This window comes from Vicinamibacterales bacterium, from assembly GCA_036504215.1.
GTDB lineage: Bacteria > Acidobacteriota > Vicinamibacteria > Vicinamibacterales > Fen-181 > FEN-299.
The window spans coordinates 17,780-37,995 of record DASXVO010000081.1; the positions used below are offsets into that span (position 1 = coordinate 17,780).

17 protein-coding genes are annotated in these 20,216 nt (G+C 68.5%); 6 read left to right on the forward strand and 11 right to left on the reverse strand.

What is annotated here, in order from left to right:
* Nucleotides 1-3: 3 nt before the first annotated feature.
* Together VGK32_21430 and VGK32_21435 are read right to left on the reverse strand one after the other, a co-directional pair.
* Entirely contained in the window at nucleotides 4-852 is an 849-nt protein-coding gene (locus VGK32_21430; GenBank protein HEY3384329.1) for a sugar phosphate isomerase/epimerase, read from the reverse strand.
* 154 nt (nucleotides 853-1,006) lie between these two features.
* Nucleotides 1,007-4,552: an ATP-binding protein gene (locus VGK32_21435; protein HEY3384330.1), complete on the reverse strand. Its 3,546-nt coding sequence runs from the start codon at nucleotides 4,550-4,552 to the stop codon at nucleotides 1,007-1,009.
* 175 nt (nucleotides 4,553-4,727) lie between these two features.
* Here VGK32_21435 and VGK32_21440 point away from each other — a divergent pair, with 175 nt between their 5' ends.
* Both VGK32_21440 and aroH read left to right on the forward strand, forming a co-directional pair.
* Nucleotides 4,728-5,249 carry a nuclear transport factor 2 family protein gene (locus tag VGK32_21440; GenBank protein HEY3384331.1) on the forward strand — a complete coding sequence of 174 codons (522 nt, stop codon included), beginning with the start codon at nucleotides 4,728-4,730 and terminating at the stop codon, nucleotides 5,247-5,249.
* A gap of 66 nt (nucleotides 5,250-5,315) precedes the next feature.
* Nucleotides 5,316-5,696, forward strand: coding sequence for a chorismate mutase (gene aroH, locus VGK32_21445; GenBank protein ID HEY3384332.1), 381 nt, complete (start codon nucleotides 5,316-5,318; stop codon nucleotides 5,694-5,696).
* Here the strand turns inward: aroH and VGK32_21450 are convergent.
* A complete protein-coding gene (locus VGK32_21450; protein HEY3384333.1) occupies nucleotides 5,693-7,993 on the reverse strand; it encodes a Tex family protein in 2,301 nt (766 codons plus the stop codon). The two genes, aroH and VGK32_21450, sit on opposite strands and share 4 nt — an antisense overlap.
* A gap of 62 nt (nucleotides 7,994-8,055) precedes the next feature.
* On the opposite strand from VGK32_21450, the gene VGK32_21455 reads away from it, so the two are divergent.
* Genes VGK32_21455 through ptsP form a run of 3 tightly spaced genes read left to right on the forward strand, consistent with a single transcriptional unit; the run spans nucleotide 8,056 to nucleotide 11,934 of the window.
* Nucleotides 8,056-9,120, forward strand: a complete 1,065-nt coding sequence (locus VGK32_21455; GenBank protein ID HEY3384334.1) for a fructose-specific PTS transporter subunit EIIC — start codon at nucleotides 8,056-8,058, stop codon at nucleotides 9,118-9,120.
* The gene (locus tag VGK32_21460) at nucleotides 9,117-9,410 is read left to right on the forward strand and encodes a fructose PTS transporter subunit IIB (GenBank protein HEY3384335.1); all 294 of its coding nucleotides are present in this window, start codon (nucleotides 9,117-9,119) and stop codon (nucleotides 9,408-9,410) included. Before VGK32_21455 ends, VGK32_21460 begins: the two co-directional genes overlap by 4 nt.
* A 10-nt stretch (nucleotides 9,411-9,420) precedes the next feature.
* Entirely contained in the window at nucleotides 9,421-11,934 is a 2,514-nt protein-coding gene (gene ptsP, locus VGK32_21465; protein HEY3384336.1) for a phosphoenolpyruvate--protein phosphotransferase, read from the forward strand.
* Here ptsP and VGK32_21470 read toward each other — a convergent pair.
* The 3 genes from VGK32_21470 to VGK32_21480 all read right to left on the reverse strand — a co-directional run bounded on the left by VGK32_21470 (nucleotide 11,924) and on the right by VGK32_21480 (nucleotide 15,314).
* A complete protein-coding gene (locus VGK32_21470) occupies nucleotides 11,924-13,294 on the reverse strand; it encodes a hypothetical protein (GenBank protein ID HEY3384337.1) in 1,371 nt (456 codons plus the stop codon). The genes ptsP and VGK32_21470 overlap by 11 nt on opposite strands.
* Before the next feature lie 36 nt (nucleotides 13,295-13,330).
* Nucleotides 13,331-14,278: an agmatinase gene (speB, locus tag VGK32_21475; protein HEY3384338.1), complete on the reverse strand. Its 948-nt coding sequence runs from the start codon at nucleotides 14,276-14,278 to the stop codon at nucleotides 13,331-13,333.
* A 112-nt stretch (nucleotides 14,279-14,390) separates the two neighbouring features.
* A complete protein-coding gene (locus tag VGK32_21480; protein ID HEY3384339.1) occupies nucleotides 14,391-15,314 on the reverse strand; it encodes a DUF1338 domain-containing protein in 924 nt (307 codons plus the stop codon).
* 184 nt (nucleotides 15,315-15,498) lie between these two features.
* On the opposite strand from VGK32_21480, the gene VGK32_21485 reads away from it, so the two are divergent.
* The gene (locus tag VGK32_21485) at nucleotides 15,499-15,750 is read left to right on the forward strand and encodes a hypothetical protein (GenBank protein ID HEY3384340.1); all 252 of its coding nucleotides are present in this window, start codon (nucleotides 15,499-15,501) and stop codon (nucleotides 15,748-15,750) included.
* Between the two features lie 10 nt (nucleotides 15,751-15,760).
* Here VGK32_21485 and VGK32_21490 read toward each other — a convergent pair whose 3' ends face one another.
* From VGK32_21490 to VGK32_21510, 5 genes are all read right to left on the reverse strand, one after another.
* The gene (locus VGK32_21490; GenBank protein ID HEY3384341.1) at nucleotides 15,761-16,150 is read right to left on the reverse strand and encodes a PilZ domain-containing protein; all 390 of its coding nucleotides are present in this window, start codon (nucleotides 16,148-16,150) and stop codon (nucleotides 15,761-15,763) included.
* Nucleotides 16,151-16,492: 342 nt separating this feature from the next.
* Nucleotides 16,493-16,903, reverse strand: a complete 411-nt coding sequence (locus tag VGK32_21495; GenBank protein HEY3384342.1) for a hypothetical protein — start codon at nucleotides 16,901-16,903, stop codon at nucleotides 16,493-16,495.
* 28 nt (nucleotides 16,904-16,931) lie between these two features.
* Nucleotides 16,932-17,405, reverse strand: coding sequence for a hypothetical protein (locus VGK32_21500; GenBank protein ID HEY3384343.1), 474 nt, complete (start codon nucleotides 17,403-17,405; stop codon nucleotides 16,932-16,934).
* Nucleotides 17,406-17,526: 121 nt separating this feature from the next.
* Nucleotides 17,527-18,012, reverse strand: coding sequence for a ferritin (locus VGK32_21505; GenBank protein HEY3384344.1), 486 nt, complete (start codon nucleotides 18,010-18,012; stop codon nucleotides 17,527-17,529).
* A 222-nt stretch (nucleotides 18,013-18,234) separates the two neighbouring features.
* Entirely contained in the window at nucleotides 18,235-20,175 is a 1,941-nt protein-coding gene (locus VGK32_21510; protein HEY3384345.1) for an ATP-binding protein, read from the reverse strand.
* Nucleotides 20,176-20,216 lie beyond the last annotated feature (41 nt).

Sequence of the window (20,216 nt, forward strand, 5' to 3'; positions counted from 1 at the left end):
CGATCACAGCGCCGCCAGCACGCCGCGCACGTATCCGACCGACTCGGCCACACCCGGGAACGGGTCTTTCGCGTCCTTCTCGTGCTCGAAGTGGATGGTCTTCGAGTACCCGAGCCGGACGAGGGTCTTCAGCAGCTTCGGGATGTCGATGACGCCGCTCCCGATCTCGACGGTCGTGCCCTTCGCGTCGGCGGAACTCACGTCCTTGATGTGCACGTCGAGCAGGCGATCGAAGTAGCGCTCGATCTCGACCGACGGATCGAGGCCGAGTCGCTGCGTGTGGCCCACGTCGATGCAGAGCCCCATGCGCCGATCCCGCTTCTCGACCGCGCGATAGGCGTCCTGCGGGCTCGGGAACCGCTGGTCGTTGGGACCGTGGTTGTGAATCGCCATGGCGATCCCGGTGTCCTTCACCTGCTGCTCGGCCAGGCCCATCAACGGCGCATCCGGCACGCCGACCATCATCGTGATGCCCGCCTGCTTGGCGTACGCGAACGCCTTGCGAACCTCCTCCTCGGTCTTCATGTAGACGACGCCGCACGAGGACAGTTCGACGCCGGCGGCCTTCATCTTCTCGCGCACAACCGCCATCTCCTGGGCGGTGACGGCCATCGGCAGGTGCATGTCCTTCAAGGTGATCTTCCGCACGCGCAGCCGCGCAGTCATGGCGATCGCCTGATCCAGCGGGAACGAGCGGAAGGTGTAGGAAGCGATGCCGAGATCGAACGGCACGCGGGACGCCGCGCTGCTCGCGGTGGCAGCGAGCGCACGTTCGCCGCCGGCCGGCACAGCGCCGAGAGCCGCCGTGACGGCAGCGAGCCTGACAAAGTCGCGTCGGGAATGTTCGTTCATGGTGTCTCCACTCCAACCGGTTGGTGGTGGCGGCTCGCATCCTCGGATCCTCGCCGAGGCCGCCGCCTCCTCGTGTCCGATGTAGGCTAGCACAACCGCTGCCGCGGCACGGGCCCCGACCCCCGAGGCTCCGACCCCGAGGAACGGTCGTTCGTCAGCGGTCGAGCGTCTCGCGCACCTTGCGCGCGAGCGACTCGGGCGTGAACGGTTTCTGGATGAACGCCACCTCGCCGTCGCGCAGACCCTCCCCGAGGACCTCGCGGCCGGCATAGCCGGACATGAACACCACGCGCAAGGCGGGCCACCGGGCGCGCATCCGCTTGGCCACGTCCGGCCCACTGCGGCCGGGCATCACGATGTCGGTCAGGACGAGCGAGACCTGCCCGCCCGACGCGTCGGCGCACGCCTCGGCCTCTTCGGCGCTTGCGGCTTCGAGCACGCGATAGCCGTACCGCCGCAGGCTCGCCACCGTCAGCGACCGCACCGCCGGATCGTCCTCCACGACGAGCACGGTTTCGGTCCCGCGGTGCGCCGCCGTTGGCGTCGGCTTCTCTCCCCCGGCCGCGACCACGTCGCCCGACTCACCGCGCGGCAAATAGACCTCGAATGTCGTGCCGTGCCCGGGTTCACTCCTCACCACGATCGACCCGCCGGCCCCGGACACGATGCCGTACACCACCGAAAGGCCGAGCCCCGTCCCCTTGGCCGGCTCCTTCGTGCTGAAGAAGGGTTCGAAGACACGGTTCACCGTGTCCGCGTCCATCCCGATGCCCGAGTCCGAGACGCTGAGAAGAACGTGCGGCCCAGGACGGGCGCCGTGATGCTGGCGGCAGAACTCCTCGTCGGCCGTCGTGTTCTCCAATGCGATCACCAGGCGGCCGCCGTCGGGCATGGCGTCGCGCGCGTTCACGGCCAGGTTGACGAGGACCTGCTCGAGCTGGCCGCGGTCGGCGTGCACCGGCCAAAGGTCCGGAGTGGGTTCGAAGACGAGCGACACGTCCTCTCCGATGAGGCGGCCGAGCATCCGAAAGATGTCGTGCACGACGGCGTTGAGGTCCAGCGACTCCGGGTGCGTGACCTGGTGACGCCCGAACGCCAGCAACTGACGCGTCAGTCCCGCCGCACGCGTGGCGGCCCTGGCGATCTCGTCAACCGGCATCGTGCGAGGATCGGTGGCGGCGAGGTCGGCCCGCAGCAGATCGGCGTAACCGCTGATGACCGTCAGCAGGTTGTTGAAGTCGTGGGCGACGCCGCCGGCCAGCCGCCCCACGGCCTCCAGTTTCTGCGCCTGGTGGAATTGGGCCTCGGCTCGCCGACGGTCCTCGGCCTCGCGCCGAAGCTGCAGGTTCGCCTCCTGCAGCGCGCGCGTCCGCTCGTCCACCAGCCGTTCGAGCCGAAGATAGCGCGTCACGAGCAGCCCCATGCCGCCGCCAGCGAGCAGCAGCGCCGGTATGCCGAACAGCAGGAATCCCGAAGCCAGGTACCACGGCCGGAGCACATCGAACTTGAACAGCGCGGGCGTGGCGTCGACATTGCCGTTCCGGTCCATCGCCCGTGCCTCGAACCGGTGCCAGCCGGCCGCGAGTCCGCCGACGTTGGCCGACGTCAGCTCGGAGAAACTGGACCACGGTCCGGCGTCGACGCGCCACGCGTAGAGCAGGCGGCCAGACGGGGAGAACGCCCACCGGTCGGCACCGTGGAACACCAGGTGCGCGCTCCCGAGCGGCGACACCTCGCGCAGGTTCACGGCGGGATCGATCCACGTCTCCGGCGCGTCCGTGTCCGCCTCGGGGTGGTAGCGGGCGATGCCCGCAGTCGTGGTGACCCAGAGCCGGCCGGTACGATCCTCGAACACGCTGACGAGGGCGCCGTCCGGCAGGCCGTCGGCCGCGGCCATCGTGAGCCACGAACCATACCGATAGCGGTGAAGCCCGGTGCCGGACGCCACCCACACGGTGCGATCCCGGCCGACGCGGATCGTGCGCACGCTCTGGAGGCCCGTGCGCACGGTCCGCCATCGCGAGCCGTCGAATTCGATCACCGAGTCGCGATCGCCAAACCACAGGCGGCCCGGAGCGACCTCGGCACCACAGAACGGGCCGTCGCCGGGATATCCCCGGGTGGCGTCGAGGTGTTCGAGCACGCCGTTCCGGACGCGCCCGACACCCGTGCCGTCTGGCACGACGAACAGGTCGCCGCTCGCGGTTTCCACGATCTCGCGAGGCGCCCTGTCGTGCCAGTGTGAACCGCCGTCGATTCGCGATCCCGATCGCGGGGTGCCGTACGGCTCCATCCAGGACGGGTCGCCGTTCGGATTGGCGACCAGCCACGGACGGCCGGTCGGCGCCGCGCCGACCACCACCACCGCACTCGCGCCGGGAGGCGGCGGGGCGAGGCCGAAACGTCCGCTCGACGGATCGAACGTACGAAGGCCGGGGGATTGCCCGATGGCGATGCGGCCATCGGGAAGCTCCGCGAGAGCGCTGTGAAGGTACAGCCGTGCGTCGGTGCCTGCGGGCAACGGGTCGGATCGCCACGTGACTCCATCGGCGCTGTGCAGAAGCGTGTCCTGCTGGAGCACGAAGAGCGACCCGTCGCGAGCCTGCAGGATCGCGCCCGTCGCGCGCGAGGGGTCGGGGATGCCGACCGGCTCCCGCCACGCCGCCGGCATGTGACGCACGAGGCCCAGGGCGGTCGCGATCCACATGCCACCCGCCTCGTCCGGCGTCACCGCCGACCACTGGCCGGACAACATGCCTGTTCGAGGAAGGGTCCGCGACCGCTGCCCCGCGTGCACGGTCAGCTCGAAGGTTGCGCCGCGAATGGTCGCCAGCCACCATCGGCCGTCGATCCCCGGCCAGGCGGCCAGCGACGCGCCGTCGGCCGCCGTGCTCTCGGCGAGCATTGTGAAGGTCGAGTCCTTCATGCGGACCACACGCTGCGGGAACCCGGCGGCGGGCAGCCTGCCGCCGAGCGTCAGGATCAGCGCCCCATCGGAGGCCTCGGTAACCGAGACGCCGCGCGCGGTGCCGATGGCCGGCGGGAAGGGCCAGGTTCCTCCGACGGCGCCTGTCGGCGACAGGCGCACGATGCCGCGCGCCGCCGCGACCCACGCGCCGCCCGATCTCGCGGCCTCACACGCGAGGAATGGCCCGAGGCTCAGCCCCGTCGCCGTCGCGAGGTCACGCGTCCGCGCGGTGGCCGCATCGAACTCGACCAGCCGCTCGGGCGTCACGATCAGCACGCGGTCGGTGGCCCACGGCAGGAAGTCCCGGCGCATCTGCGCGAACGGCTGAACGTCGGAGATGGGCCACGACGTCCATCGGCCGCCATCCAAACTCTGGAGGCCGCGAAAGCCCAGGTTCTCGCCGCCCGCCTGCAACAGGGCCCACAGGCGGCCGCCCGGCGCCTCGCGCACGGTCAGGTTGGGACCGGGACTGGGCAACCGCGTGAAACGGAAGCCGTCATAGACGGACATCGTGGCCACATCGCCGTGCGTGATGTAGACACGCCCGGACGGTCCGCGGCTGACGTCGGCAACCCATGACTCCTGCAGGCCATCGAGGGAGGAGAAGACACGCCAGTGGGGCGGTCCCTGCGCGAGAACGTCGGCGGCGGCGCAACAGAACACCGCGCCAACGACCAGGGTGCGGACGGCAGCGGCAAACAGCCGACGATGGATCGTCAGAATTTCCGCCATCTCCAGGAACCCGTATTGTAGCCGGAAACCAACCTGGCACCGCGTGCTGACCGACGCCGCAGACCGCAGACCCACCGCAGACCCGTCGCTTGACCAACCCGAACGAACGCGCATACGCTGCGACTCGACTGTGTCGGGAACGACCAGGCACCGTGACGAACAGGAGGACCGTGTGGTGAAGAAGTCGAGCGCCGGCGCGCGCTGGCCGATTGTCGCCTTGATCGCGGTGGTGGCAGCAGCGGCCGTGTACTTCTTCTGGCCGGGCGAGGAGCGCCGCGTGCGGGCGCAACTCGGGTCGCTGGCCGATTCGCTCGGCATCCCGGCGCACGAGGCCGATCTCGCCCGGCTGGCCCGCGCGTCGCGCGCCCGCCACTACTTCAGCGAGGATGTCGCGGTGGACTTCGAGGGCGGGTTCCCACCGTCGGTCCGCGGCCGGGAATCCATCGCCGGGCTCGTGGCACGGCCCTGGGCCGAGCCGTCTGGCGTCAGGATCGAGCTGGAGGACGTGCGGATTTCTCTGGACGAGTCACGAACCACGGCCGACGCTCGATTCAAGGCACGAGTCGTGTCGCTCGATCCCGCGAAAGACCCACCGACGATCGACGGGCGCACGGTGTCGCTCACGCTGCGGCGCGTCGAGGGCACGTGGCTCGTGTCGAGCGCTCGGATCATGCAGAGCGACGACGCGTTGCGATAGGCTCGTCCGCAGGCGCACCCCACAACGGGATATGATGATGTCGTGCTGGTCCTGTGAGGTGATGCCGTGTCCGTTCGTGCAATTCGGGGTGCCATCGACGTCGAAGCCAATACCGCGGCGGCCATCGCCACCGCCACGCGGCGACTGCTCGTCACGATGTGCGAGGTCAATGGCATCGATCAGGCGGATATCATCTCGGCGTTCTTCACGGTGACCGTGGATCTCAATGCGGCGTTCCCCGCGGCGGCCGCGCGTGCGCTCGGCTGGGTGGATGTGCCGCTGCTCGACGCCCAGGAAATAGAGGTTCCGGGCGCGATGCCGCGGGTGATCCGCGTGCTGCTGCACGTGGTCACCGGGCGGCCCAGGATGGAAATCCAGCACGTGTACCTGGACCGGGCGATCGCGCTCCGTCCGGATCTCCGGCCATCGACCACGGACAGAACCTAGGATTTCCTCCTGAAGGCGTCGGCGAGCGCGTTGCCGAACGCGCCGCCGCTCGATGGCCGCGGGCGGGAGGGAGGCGGGGCGGAAACCGGCGGCCCGCTCTGCCGCCGCGGCGCCGCGGGTCCGGTCCTCTGGTCCCGAGGTTCGCCGGTCTGCGGGTTCTGGCGCATCGAGAGCGCGATGCGCTTGCGCGCCACGTCCACCTCGACGACGGTCACCGTCACCTTCTGCTGCACCTTGACGACCTCGGCCGGGTCCTTCACGAACCGGTCCGCCAGCTGACTCACGTGTACCAGGCCGTCCTGGTGCACGCCGATGTCCACGAACGCACCGAACGCGGTCACGTTGGTGACGATGCCAGGGAGTTTCATGCCGGGTTCCAGGTCCTCGAGCTTCTCGACGCCTTCCTTGAAGCTGAATGCCTCGAACTCGCGCCGCGGGTCGCGTCCGGGCTTCGCCAGTTCCGCGAGAATATCCCGTAGCGTCGGCAGGCCGACGGTGTCCGTCGTGTACTTGTCCGGCACGATCCGCCCGCGTAGCGTCGCATCGCGGATCAGATCACCCACCTTGCAGCCCAGGTCGTGCGCCATGCGGTCCACGACGGCGTAGCTCTCGGGATGCACGGCGCTCGCGTCGAGCGGATGAGCCCCCTCGCGAATCCGCAGGAACCCGGCGCACTGTTCGAACGCCTTCGGCCCGAGCCTCGGCACGCGCAGCAGATCCTGTCTCGACCGGTACGGACCGTTCTCATCGCGATACGCGACGATCTTGGCCGCGAGCGACGGCCCGAGGCCGGACACGTACGAGAGAATCTGCTTGCTCGCGGTGTTGAGTTCCACGCCCACGCCGTTCACGCACGATACGACCACGTCGTCCAGGCTGCGCTTGAGCGCGGGCTGATCGACATCGTGCTGGTACTGGCCGACGCCAATCGACTTCGGATCGATCTTCACCAGCTCGGACAGCGGGTCCATCAGCCTCCGGCCGATGCTCACCGCACCGCGCACGGTGACGTCGTGCGCCGGGAACTCCTCGCGGGCCACCTCGCTGGCCGAGTAGATCGACGCGCCGCTCTCGTTCACCTGCGCGACGACGAGGCCGCTCGGAAGCGGGAGGCTCCGGACGAACTGCTCCGTCTCGCGGCCGGCCGTCCCGTTGCCGATGGCGATCGCCTCGATCCCGAAGCGCGTGACGAGGGCCATGACCGTCTCGCCGGCCTGGTGCACCTGCGCCGGTGAGGCTGCGGTCGGGTAGATGACGTCGTTGTGCAGGAGCTTCGCCTGCCGATCGAGGCAGACGATCTTGCACCCGGTGCGGAAGCCAGGGTCGATCGCGAGCACATTCCTCTGACCGAGCGGCGGCGCGAGCATGAGCTGACGCAGGTTGTCGGCGAAGACGCGGATCGCCTCCTCGTCGGCCTTCTTCTTCGACTCGAACCGAATCTCGCCCTCGATGGCCGACCCGAGCAGGCGCTTGTAGCTGTCGTGCGCGGCCAGGCGCACCTGCTCTCCGCCGGACGTGTTCGGCGCCACGACGAACAGCCGTTCGAGGACAGCGATGGCGTCTTCATCCGCGGGCGCCATCCGCACGCGCAGCACGCCCTCCGCCTCGCCGCGGCGGATGGCCAGCAGGCGATGGCTGGGAATCGAGGCGATGGGCTCGGTCCAGTCGAAGTAGTCCTTGAACTTCGCGCCCTCGGCTTCCTTGCCCGGAACCACGGCCGATCGCACGCCCGCACGGTCCCAGAACAGCTGCCGTAGCGTCGCCCGTGCCGTCGCATCGTCGCTGAAACGTTCTGCCAGGATGTCGCGCGCCCCGGCGAGCGCGGCCTCGATGTCGGCCACGCCCTTCTCGGCGTTCACGAACGCCGCCGCCTGAACGTCCGGTCTGACGCCCGCCTGGTCGCCGACGATGAGATCCGCCAACGGCTCGAGACCGGCCTCGCGAGCGATGGTCGCGCGCGTGCGCCGCTTGGGTCGATAGGGCGCGTAGACATCCTCGAGGGCGGTCATGGTCGCGGCCGCCGCCACGGCCTGCGACAGCTCGTCGGTGAGGAGTTCGCGCTCCTCGAGCGATTTGAGAATCGCCGCGCGCCGATCGTCCAGTTCCGCCAGCTGCGCCAGCCGGTCGCGAATGTGCGTGATGGCCACTTCATCGAGGCTGTCAGTGGCTTCCTTGCGGTACCGGGCGATGAACGGAACGGTCGCGCCCTCGGCGAGCAGGGCGACGGTGGCCGCCACCTGTCGCGGCGTGGCTTTCAGTTCCTGCGCAATCTTCCCGACGTATGATTCGGTCACCATTCAATAGTACCCCACTTTTTTTGTTGAATTCCGGCACCGCACGACGCAAGCTCTTGAGCCTGATGAGAGCCATCCTCCGGCAGCACAAGCAGTACTTGTTGACAGGCGTGTCCTACGTCATCCCGATGATCGCGTGCGGCGGCATCCTGATCGCCACCGCGATCGCGCTGCTGACCATGCTGCATCCGATGTCGATGACGCCGTCGGGCGGCCCGGACTTTTCGGCGTCGCCGGCCCTCAAGGTCGTGCTCGACATCGGAGATGCGGCCTTCAAGATGGCGCTGCCGGTCCTTGCTGGGTTCATCGCCTACGGAATGGCCGGCAGGCCCGGCCTCGTCCCCGGTCTGATTGGCGGCTATCTCGCGGGAACGACCAACGCCGGGTTCCTCGGCGCGCTGCTCGCCGGTCTGCTCGCCGGTCACGTCGTGAACCTGCTGAAGAAGATGCCGGTGCACAGGTTCGTGCGCCCGATCATGCCGATTCTCATCATCCCGATCGTGTCCGGCCTGGCCGTCGGCATCGTCATGATCCAGGTGGTCGGCGGGCCGATTGCGCAGTTCATGGCGTTCCTGGGCGCCTGGCTGCAGTCGATGGGTGAGGGGAACGCGATCGTGCTGGCGACGATCCTCGGCGGCATGATCGCGTTCGACATGGGCGGCCCGGTGAACAAGGCCGCGTTCTTCTTCGGTGCGGCGATGATCAAGGAAGGCAACTACTCGGTCATGGGGGCGTGCGCCGCGGCAATCTGCACCCCGCCGCTCGGGCTCGCGCTCGCGACGCTGATCGGACGGCGACGGTGGACCGAGGAGCAGCGGGAGTCCGGGCTGGCGGCGCTCGGCATGGGCATGGTAGGTATCACCGAGGGGGCGATCCCGTTCGCGGCAGGCGATCCGGTGCGCGTGATTCCGTCGATCATGCTCGGTTCGATGGTCGCCGCCGTCGTCGCGATGCTCGGAGGCGTCGGCGATCACGCGCCGCACGGCGGGCCCATCGTCCTGCCGGTCGTGGACCATCGTCTCACGTACGTGCTGGCCATCGTGCTCGGCACCCTGGTGACCGCGGTGACAATCAACCTCGTCAAGCGGCTGACCGAGGATCCGCCTGCCGTCGAAGGAGCTGGTCGATGAAACTCGTTGCCGTGACCGCCTGCCCGACAGGCGTCGCGCACACCTACATGGCCGCGGAACAGCTGGAGAAGACCGCGAAGAAGCTGGGCCATACGATCAAGGTCGAGACACAGGGAGCCATGGGTCTCGAGAACGAGTTGAGCCAGGCCGATGTGGACGCCGCGGACGCGGCCATCATCGCGGCCGACATCGCGCTGGAGCGCCCCGAGCGGTTCGACCGGATTCGCCGGGTCGACGTGCCGGTCCAGCTCGCGATCAGGGATCCAGAAGGCGTGTTCGCCAGGCTCTGAAGGACGAAACGTGTCGTTCGACTATCGCTTCACGTGCCCGCTGCCGTGCGGCATGCACGCCCGCCCCGCAACCGCCTTCGAGGAGGTCGCGCGCCGATTCGTGTCGGACATCTCGCTGGTCAACCAGCGAACCGGCCAGGCGGCGAACGCGAAGAGCGTGCTCGGCATCGTGAGCCTCGACATCCGTCAGGGTGATGCCTGTCGCGTCTTCACGATTGGCGCGGACGAGCGCTGGGCGATCGAGGCGGTCAAGGCGTTCGTGGACACGGAGCTGGGGCATGTGGACGATGCCCTGCCCGCGCCACCATCGGCGCCGGGCTCGGTCGTGTTGCCCCGCATGCTCCAGCAGGCGAATGTACGCGTCCTGCCAGGCATCCCGGTCGCGCCTGGCATCGGCCGGGGCCGGGCCGTGTCGGTGACGGGCTTCACGCTGCCCGATTCGGTGCCCAGGACGGACGTGGCGGACCCGGAAGCCGAGATGCAGCGTCTCGGCGAGGCGCTGCGCGAGCTGGCGCGGGGCTATGACACGCGGTTGGAGAACCAGCGGCGTGGCGTGGAAGCCGACGTGCTCCGCGCGCACAGGGCCGTCGCGCGCGATCCCGAGTTCCAGCAGCACCTGTTCCAGGAAGTGCGCGACCACCGGCTGACCGCCGCCGGCGCCATCACCGCGACAGAAAGCCACTTCTCCGAGATGCTGGTGGCCACCGGCAGCGCGCTCCTCCGCGAGCGGGCACTCGACATCCGCGACGTGTGCCACCAACTGCTCCGCGTCGTGTACGGCGACGTGGTGCAGGAGCATCGGGTCGAGTTGTCCGTCCCCAGCGTGTGCCTGGCCGACGCCCTCACGCCGGGCGAGTTCCTCGCGCTCGACCGCGGCTGGCTGAAGGGCCTCGTGCTGGCCCACGGCGGCACAACCTCGCACACCGTCATTCTGGCGCGGACCTTCGGCGTCCCGACCCTGGTCGGTGTCAGGGGCCTCGACGCGTCACTGGACGGGCGGGAAGTCGTGGTCGACGCCGACCTGGGCGTTCTCGTCACAACGATCACTGAAGACGGCAGGCTCTACTACGACATGGAGCATCGGCGTCTCGACGCTCGCCGGGCGCGGGTCCGGCGCTTCGCCGATGCGCCGGCCGCCACGACGGATGGCCGACGGATCGAAATCGGGGCCAACGTCGGGTCGGCTGATGAAGTGTCTGACGCCGTGGCCGCTGGTGCGGACGGAATCGGGCTGTTCCGTACCGAGATGCTGTTCCTCGATCGTACGCAACCGCCGACCGAAGACGAACAGTTCGAAGAGTACCGGCGCGCCCTCGCCGACGCCGACGGCCGCCCGGTCATCGTGCGCACGTTCGATGTCGGCGGTGACAAGCCGCTCCCCTACCTGTCGCTGCCGCGCGAGGACAATCCGTTCCTCGGCTACCGCGCCGTCCGTATCTACCCCGAGTTCTCGGCGCTGTTCCGCACGCAGGTTCGTGCGCTGGTGCGGGCGTCCGCGTTCGGCCGTCTGCGAGTGATGGTTCCGATGGTGGCGCGGCTGGAAGAAGCCGTGTGGGTCAAGGACGTGGTGGCGGAGGAGCAGGCACGGATGGCCGCCGACGGTCTTGCGATCGACCGCAGCATGGAGCTGGGCGCCATGATCGAGGTGCCCTCGGCGGCGTTCCTCGTCGGGCCTCTGAGCCGGCACCTCGACTTCTTCAGCATCGGCACGAACGACCTGCTCCAGTACTTCGTCGCCGCGGACCGCGCCAACGGCAAGCTGGCCGACCTGTCGAATCCGCTCGCGCCGGCCTTCCTCCGGCTGCTGGACCTGGTCGTGCGCGAGGCCCGGGCACGAGGACGCTGGATCGGGTTGTGCGGCGAGATGGGAGGCCAGGCGAACTGCCTCCCCGTGCTCGTGGGACTCGGCCTCGACGAAATCAGCATGGCGACGCCGCTGATTGCGGCCACGAAGGCGACGCTGGCAGAGCTGTCACAGGCGGGCTGCCGCGCGCTGCTCGAACAGGCGGCGGCGTGTGGGACGCCGCACGAGGTGGAGCCACTGCTCGACGCCCCCGGGCACCGGCGCGATGTCCCGCTGATCGATCCCGCGCTCGTCGTGGTGCGCGGGACCTGCCGGACGAAGGAAGAAGCCGTCAAGACCGGCGTCGATCTGCTCTTCGCCTCGGGCCGGACCGACCGGCCCCGCGAGGTCGAGGAGGCGGTGTGGCAGCGTGAGGCCACCTACTCCACCGGCTTCGGCCACGGCTTCGCCATTCCCCACTGCAGGACCGACGCGGTGACCGCGAACTCGCTGGCGGTGGTCACGCTCGATGAGGGCGTCGAATGGGGATCGCTCGACGGCAAGCCCGTCCGGGTGATGATCCTGCTCGCCATCCGCCAGTCGGCCACGGCGACCGCCCACATGCGCGTCCTGGCCACGCTCGCCCGCCGCGCGATGCACGAGGAGTTCCGCGACGGTCTCTCGTCAGCGCCCGACGCCGAGTCACTCTGCCGATTCCTGTCCGAGAGCCTCAACGAATAGACCGGGCGCAGCCGCTGCGGCCGGTCGCGAGGCCGAGTTCGAGATCGGGAAGCGGCCCGGACCCGAACACGTACTCGTCGAACTCGGCGTCCAGCAGGCCGCCGTAGGTCGTCGAGAAGACGCTGCGCAACTCGTTCGCCGTCAGGCCCTGGCGGGGGCTCGTCACGACGCGACGCACCGCTTCTTCGAGATAGCGGCCCGACGCGTGGAGCCGCCGATCCACCAGCAGCCAGAACAGCGCACCCTTGCTGTAGACGAAGCGGCTGGCGGCGGGATCGAGTGACGCGTCGATCAGGCTGCGCGCACCTCCGCGTTCGAGCACACGCATCTCGGCGTTCAGATCGGCCAGGCAGGCCGCTTCATCGTCCACGCTCCATGCGTCGGCCTCGCGCGCGACCTTGATCCCGTAGTACTCCGTCAGGCCCTCGCGGAACCACCCCGCGTCGGGCGCCGTGAGCGTCGCATCGTTCCACCAGTGGAAGACCTCGTGCGCCAGGACCTCCGGCGCCCGTGACTGGACGATCGTATGCGGTCCTGCCGCCCCGCCGTGCATGAAGTCGTCGGGCACCAGGATCGCGACGAACGGCCCATCCCGCTTGATCGGTGCGGCCACCAACTCGAGCTCCCGCCGCAGGATGTGCTCGATCGGAAATGCGGTGCCCGTGAGCAGCCCGGGGGTGACGACGTGAATCACGGCGGTGCCGGACGACAGATCGCGCGTGTCGAACGGGCCGAGCGCGAGATACTCCGCGCCGCCGGTACCGTCGGCTGGGACCAGGATGCGGTCGTCATCCTCGCGCCACGGCGTCACGGCGACCCACCCGACCGGCAACACGAACCGGACACCGATCACGGCGCCGGGAATGCCGATGATCGGCAGAAGACTCGCTGACCGGACGACGGCGAGATCGCCGGTGATTCGGCTCCTCGCATCGGCCGGCTGATTGAGGTCGCTCCCCGGCGGGAAGAACGTGGGATCGATGGAGTACTGCACGATGACCGACGCGCCGCGGTCGGGCAGCGGCACCCGCCGCACGAGCATGCCGTGGTAGGTGTCCGATGCCGCGTCGATGGTGCGCCCGGCAGCCGTCACGCTGAACGATCGCACCTGCGGTCTCGTCACGCGGGCGTCGGCAAAGGCCAGGAGCAGTTCCCGTCTGCCGCCGAGCGCCAGGGGGTCGAACTCCAGCTGGACGCTTGCCAGTCCCCCGGCCGGCTCCGCGATGGTCACCGTGCAGGGCACCACCGGCGGCGGCGCCGACGGCATCACGTTCGCGTTTCGACGCGCAGCGAAGATGGCCACCACCACCGCGACGACGACGAGGGCCACCAACAGGAGCGGGCGTCGCAACTCGATCACGGTGTCCTCCAGAGCGACAGCAGCCGGAGCCGTCTCTCAGTCCCGCTTGCCGCGCGCGATCACACACAGCAACTCGAAGAGGAGGTTGGCGGCCAGCAGCGACGTGATCTGCCCGGGACCATCGAATGGCGGCGCGACTTCGACAACGTCGCAGCCGGCGATCGAGAGGCCCGCCAGGCCCCGGACCAGGTGCTGCGCCTGGAAGCTGCTGAGCCCGCCGACTTCCGGCGTGCCCGTGCCCGGCGCGAACGCCGGATCCACGACGTCGATGTCAAATGTCACGTACGCCGGCCTGGTGCCGAGGATCGCCCGGACCCGCGCGGTGGTCGAATCCTCGCCCTGCCCCATCACCTCGTCGATCGTCAACACGGTGATGCCGTTGGCGTCCTGGAACGCGAAGTCCTCCGGGCCATACATCGGCCCGCGGATGCCTACCTGGATGAAGCGGCGGGGATCGACGAGCCCCTCGGTCACCGCGTAGTAGAACGGCGACCCGTGAAACAGCTTCGACCCGAAGTCCTCATCCCAGGTGTCGATGTGGGAATCGAACTGGACGAGGCCCAACGGCCCGTGTCGCTCGGCGAGCGCGCGAAGAACGGGCAGCGAGATGCTGTGGTCTCCCCCTGCCACCAGCGGAACCGCGCCGTCGGCCGCTATCGACGCGATGCGCGCGTGGATCGCCTGATGGGCGTGGTCGAGATTCACCGGTGAGGCGTCCACATCGCCCACATCGGCGACGCGGAGCCGATCGAACGGCGCCACCTGCTGGAAGTAACTGAACGGCCGGATCAGCGATGACTGCGCGCGGATTTCGCGGGGGCCCAACCGCGCGCCCGGGCGGTAGGACGTGCCGCTGTCGAACGGCGCGCCAACAATGGCGACGTCGAGATCGGCGGAGTCCGCCTGATGGGGCAGGCGCATGAACGTGGGCGGTTGCGAGAATCGGGGTGAACGGAACGCATCCCTGGGCTGTGGGTTCGGCACGAGCGCCTCCTGAGGCGCCCATTGTGCACCAAGTCGCGGCCAATCGCCTTCCCGCTTCGCCGCCTCGCCGCCTGGCCGCCTTCCTGTCTGGCCGTTCTCCCGTCCAGCTGCCTCAACCCCGGCGTCGAACCTGGGCGGTATCCGTGCTCTCGAAGATTCGATCGGCGCTTGCCGCTTCGAACCCCTCGCGTCTGTGTTCCCGTCGAATCTGGTCGGCAGGGAGATGCGCGAAGTCGTCGAGCAGGCGTCGATCGGCGAACTCGACGTACGAGCCGGGGATCTCGTGCGGCGCAAGGCCACCGCGGCCGTCGGCGAAGGCGGCCTGCACCATCGCGGCCACCGTCGAACTCTGCAGCAGCTTTCCGTCGGCGCTCACTTTGACTCTTCCGCCCGAGTCGTTCAGCGTGAACCCGTGCGATTCGAGGAAGCGGTCGAACCGATCGATGGTGTTCCAACCCGCCGGCAGATTGTGAATCGAGATGGTGAAGTGGTTGAGGTAGTACCGGTTGTAGATGACCCACGCCGCGAACTCACTCTCCTGCCGGAGGCGCGAATAGTCGGCCCAGGTCGGCGTCTGCCAGAGCGGCGCGTGAAGAAAGCCCACCACCGCTTCGGCGGAATCGAGGTCGAGGACCTCGACCGGATCGCGTGTCACGGCGCCGACGTACGAGCGGATGATGCGCTGGGCGTCGGCCGAGAGCTCGCCCACGCGAAGTTCGCTGATGAAGATGCGCGGGAGATCGTCCTGAGGCGGCGCGTACCAGTGCGCCGACACCTTCTTCGCCGGGAAGTCGTAGCGGTCGCGGCGCTCGTACCCGTAGTGCAGGAACACCTTCTCGAGCGAGGCGAGGCCCAGCGGGGCCAGCCCCATCGTCCGGAACGCGATGTGATCGTTCTCGATATCGGCCGCAGTGGCAATCATCCCCTCGGCAAGCATCGCCGAGAGGATGGCGCCGACATCGGGCACGTGCAGACGGTAACGTGCCATCAGGCCGTCGAGCACGGCCCGCAGCGTCTCCAGTCGGTCGATCGGCATTGGTGGACTCCCTCGTCGAGGGTAACCGACGACCGGCGCTGGACGCCAATCGAGTCCGGCGGCGTGCGCGACAATCGGGGGCCCAAGCGGAAACACTGGAAGACTGGGAAGCGGGACGCCACATCGTCATGGATTGCCAGACGGAACGACTCAAGATCAGCGCGGCCGTGCCGATTACCCCGACGTGCCAGCTTCTATCTTCACACGCGGCCCGGAACGTCTGTGCTGCGAGTACGGGGACGACTGCGCCGGCTTCGCCCTCGTACTCAGAACCGACAGCGGCGGATCCATCACCCAGCGGTTTCCCGACGCCACCAGTCTCGCCAGACGCCGACTGGCGCTCGAGCAGATGCTGATGGCGGCCGGGTGGGTTCTGGAACAGGTCTCGCAGTCGGGCCGGCCGGCACCGGCCCACCGAGTCGCATCCAGACGCTGAGGCCAGCGGGCTACCGCGCCTGGCGAGCGAGGCGACCCTCGTGCCGCGGGGCACTTGCCTTCGTCAGCACCGCCGCTGAGGAAGGCGAGAGATGATACTCGTCAATCGTGGCAGCCACCACCCGCCGGTGCCCGGACCCTGCATCGCCAACGCGCACGATCCGTCCCGAGCACAGCGCGGTGCTCCCTTCAGTCGGGCCAAAGCTCGTCAGCGCCACCGAGAAGTCAATCCGCGTCGCCACGCCCGGTCGCGGGCCGTCAGCCACGAACCGTACGCCGCTGTGACTCATCTCGATCGTCGTGCCGTCGTACCAGACATCGTCGCCGGCACAGCAGTAGCGCACTGAAAGCGACAGCGGGTACCGTGCGGCCCGTCGGCAGTCTTCTCGCCAGTCAGCCATGATGCCCTCCGTTGGCTCAGCTGGCTGACGCGCCAAGCTGAGCACACGTCGCCCTGGGTGGGGGTGCTCCGCTGAATCTTGCCAGCCACTATCGTGCCAAGTGCCGTGGGTGCAGAGTGGTCGGTTCGCGAGGACCGACGCTGGCGGGCGCGCCGATGGGTGCAGTGGAACCGGACACAACCGCTGCACGACCGCGCATCAGCCGGCCGTTCCTCGCGTTCGGCCAAGTCCTTCGATGCGCAACACGGCTACGTATTCGTGCCCTCAGGACTTGGTGCTGAACGAGCGACACCGGCCGCGTGCGCCGGGTGCGGATTGTGGCCGCAGTTGCGAGTCGAAGTGCTAACCCTTGGCCTTCATCGAGCGGCGGTACAACAGGGAGTAGTGGCGGAGGCGCCCCGACATGTGCGAGCCGACGCCGGCGATCGCGACGACGGCGAACAGGAGCGGCACGCGGGTATTCCATGCGAATGGAACGGCGCACAGGACGGCCAGCTTCATGACGACCGACAGGCCACCGAGCTGGAAGGCCCAGTCGAGCGAACCGTAGAGTTCGATGGCCAGCAGCGCGGCGCCGGTCGCGATCGCCAGCCACAGCCAGGGCACCAGCAGATCGGCCGAGACCCCGAAGACGTGCCCCCCAAGCAGGGTGCCGGTCGCGGCCAGATGGATCGTCCGGCACAGCACGTTGAAGAGGCGCGCATGTGGCAACCGGCGGGGCGGGTCGGGCAGCAGGATTTCGCGAAGGCTCATCGGTTCAAGTGTCGCGTCTGATCGGGCGTTAGATCCGCACCCAGGGCCTCGCCTGCGGCATGAACGGCCAGGGCGTTGCGGCGAGAATGGCGAGCAGGGCGAGACCATACCAGATGAACACCCGTCTGCCCGGTGACGGGGTTCGCCCCAGCGTGCGTCCGAGGTGGGCGAACACGACGGCGAGGATCATCGCCGCCGGATGCTCCACGGCCCAGAAGCGCATGGGGCTGCTGCTCATGGCGGCTCCGATGTCGGCGATCGCGGCACGGGTGATCGGACTGGCGGCGAGATAGAGTGCCAGCCCGAGCAGCAGTTGGATGTCGATCGCCAGCACGAAGAGCAATCCCGGCCGTGCGTCGCCAGCTGTCCACGGCGACCGGCCAGCCGCGCGTCGGGCGGCCACGACGGCCCACACGCCGGACAGAACGACGACCCAGCGCAGGATGGAGTGCAAGGTCAGAATGGGCACGTACATGATGTCGAACCGGGCTCGGGCGGGCACAAAGGCCCGCCCCCACTGAATTCTACTGGCTGCTGGCCGGTCGTGGCTGCCCGCTGAGGATCGTTGCGGACTGCCAGCCGGTTGTTACTGTCCGCTGGTGGCCAGGTACCGTCTGCTGGCGCTATCCGTTGTGGACGAGGTACGCCTCGATCATGATCAACGACCGCTCGCCAGCGGCCTTCACGATCTTCAGCAGGTTGTCCATCGTCGCCACTTCTTCGACCTGCTCGGTGACGAACCAGCGCAGGAAGTCCTGGGCCGCGTAGTCCTTCTGTCCGACGGCGGTGGTCATCATCGCGTTGATGCGCCGCGTGACTTCGAGCTCCCACTCGAGCGAGGTCTGGATGACCGCCTCGACCGACTTGAAGGTCGCCTGCGGCGCACTGATCGCAGGAATTTCGACGGCGCCACCCACGCCGTTGAGATACTTCACGAACTTGATCGCGTGCTCGCGCTCTTCCTCGGCCTGCTTGAAGAACATGGCCGCCAGCTTCTTCATCGGCAGGCCGTCGAGGAAGGCCGCCATGTTCAGATACTGGTTCGATGCGAACAACTCGAGACCGATCTCCTCGTTGAACGCGGCGTTCAGGTCCTTGCTGATCAGCATGGTGCTCTCCGTTGCGGTTATCGTTGGGACGGTCTCTGTATGATAACTCAACCGCGAGCGGGAGGCAGCTGAACGCCTGGCCGCCTGGCCATGATCGACAGCGTCCGGCACTGGCCATCCCACGTACCGTTCTTCGGGTAGAGGATACAAGACGCGCCTGGCTTCAATCGGGATTCCCGTGATCTGGATCGCAGATGACGCGCCGGCGGAGAGACCGCCGGTTCAGTGCGGACCGGGTGGGACGATCACTGCAGGCGGCCGTGGTTCGTCTACCGGCGCCCGCGCCGTCTCGGCGCGAAGCCCGGTATCGACCCTCGCGGCGGACGTGCGGCGCCGGGCGAGCGTTTCTATCGCGGCGTACAGCTCGTAGGCGCGGACCGGCTTGGAGATGTAGGCGTCCATCCCGGCCTCGATGCAGCGTTCCCTGTCGCCGGAGATGGCATGGGCGGTGATGGCGACAATCGGCGTGCGCCGGCCGGTGCCCTGCTCGAGCACGCGAATGGCCGCCGTGGCGTCGTACCCGTTGATGCCCGGCATCTGCACATCCATCAGCACGAGGTCGAATCGCTCACGATCGACGGCCGCGATCGCCTGCTCTCCGTCACCCACCACGATCACCTTGTGGCCACGCTTCTCCAGGAGACGTTCGGTGAGGCGCTGGTTGACCGCGTTGTCCTCCGCCAGCAGGATCCGCAGCGGCATCGAGTTGGGCGGGGCTGGCGCGTCGGGCGCGTGCTCGTCCGGCCCCGTCTCGCCGGCCGCCTGCGCGGTTGCGGCGCTTGGGCCGAAGCCCGCAGTGAAGGAGAAACGGCTGCCCTTGCCCGGTTCGCTCTCCACCTCGAGCTGGCCACCCATCATGGTGACGAGCCGCGACGAAATCGACAGGCCGAGGCCCGTCCCTCCAAATCGCACGTTCGTCGATGGGTCGGCCTGGGAGAACGGATCGAAGACGGCCACCTGCTTGTCGACGGGGATCCCGATGCCGGTGTCCAGCACCGAGAACCGCACCTGCGCACCCTTGTCGCCAGCCGAGACCAGCGTGACCTCGAGCTGCACCCTCCCCTGCGGCGTGAACTTCACGGCGTTGCCCAGCAGGTTGACGAGCACTTGCCGGAGCCGTGCCGGATCACCGACCAGCCGCTCTGGAACCTCCGGAGCCACCGTGCACTCGAACCGCAGACCGCTCCTGGCCGCCCGGGGCTCGAACACGCGCAGGATCGGCTGGAGTGCGTCCCGCAGGCCGAAATCCACTGGCTGGAGTTCGAGCTTGCCCGCCTCGATCCTCGACAGATCGAGCACGTCGTCCAGCAGGCGAAGCAACGACTCGGCGCAGGACTTGACGGTCACCAGATACTCGCGCTGCTCGGGGGTGACCCGCGTGTCGAGCGTCAACTCCGTCATGCCGACGATCCCGTTCATCGGCGTGCGGATCTCGTGGCTCATATTCGCGAGGAACTCGCTCTTCGAGCGGTTCGCCGCCTCCGCCGCTTCACGGGCCCGGCGCAACTCGTCTTCCACGCGTCGCCGCGCGGTCACGTCGCGTGCGATGCCCTGCACACCCACCGGCCGGCCGTCGCGATGGATCAGCCGCTCGGTCACTTCGACGATGGCTCGCGTCCCGCGGCGCGCACGCAACTCCAGTTCGCCCTTCACCGGCACGCCACCGTGGACGACGTGGAGCAGCATCCGCCCCGCCGACTCGAGTGACGCCGGTGCGACCAGGTCGACCATCGACAAACCGCCGTGCTCTGAGATGGAGCGGCCGATCAGATCTTCCCCGGCCTTGTTGAGCGAGGTCAGCCGCCCGTCCAGGTCCAGCGTATAGACCATGTCGCTGGCGTTGGCGAACAGTTCGTGGAACTGGTCGGCGAGGGCTTTCTCGGACTCGAGCTGGTGACGGATCGTCGCGGTCTGCCTGCGCAAGCGTCGAAGGAGGACGAGGGCCACGACGAAGGCCGCGACGGCCGCCAGTCTGGTGGCCATCAGCGCCCACGTGAGGCGACCGAGGGTGTCGGCGGCGGACTCGCCGGCCACCGGTCGTTCGGCCGCGGCGTCGGTCGGTCCCGCCGCGGGCGCGCCCGATCGGCGAACGGCGGCCTCGGACGAGCGGACCCCGAGCGTCGAACCAGCGACGAGGGTGCTCGCCGCCAGGAGCGAACACACGACGAATCTGGTCGCGCGCCCGTGTGAAACACCCCTCCAAA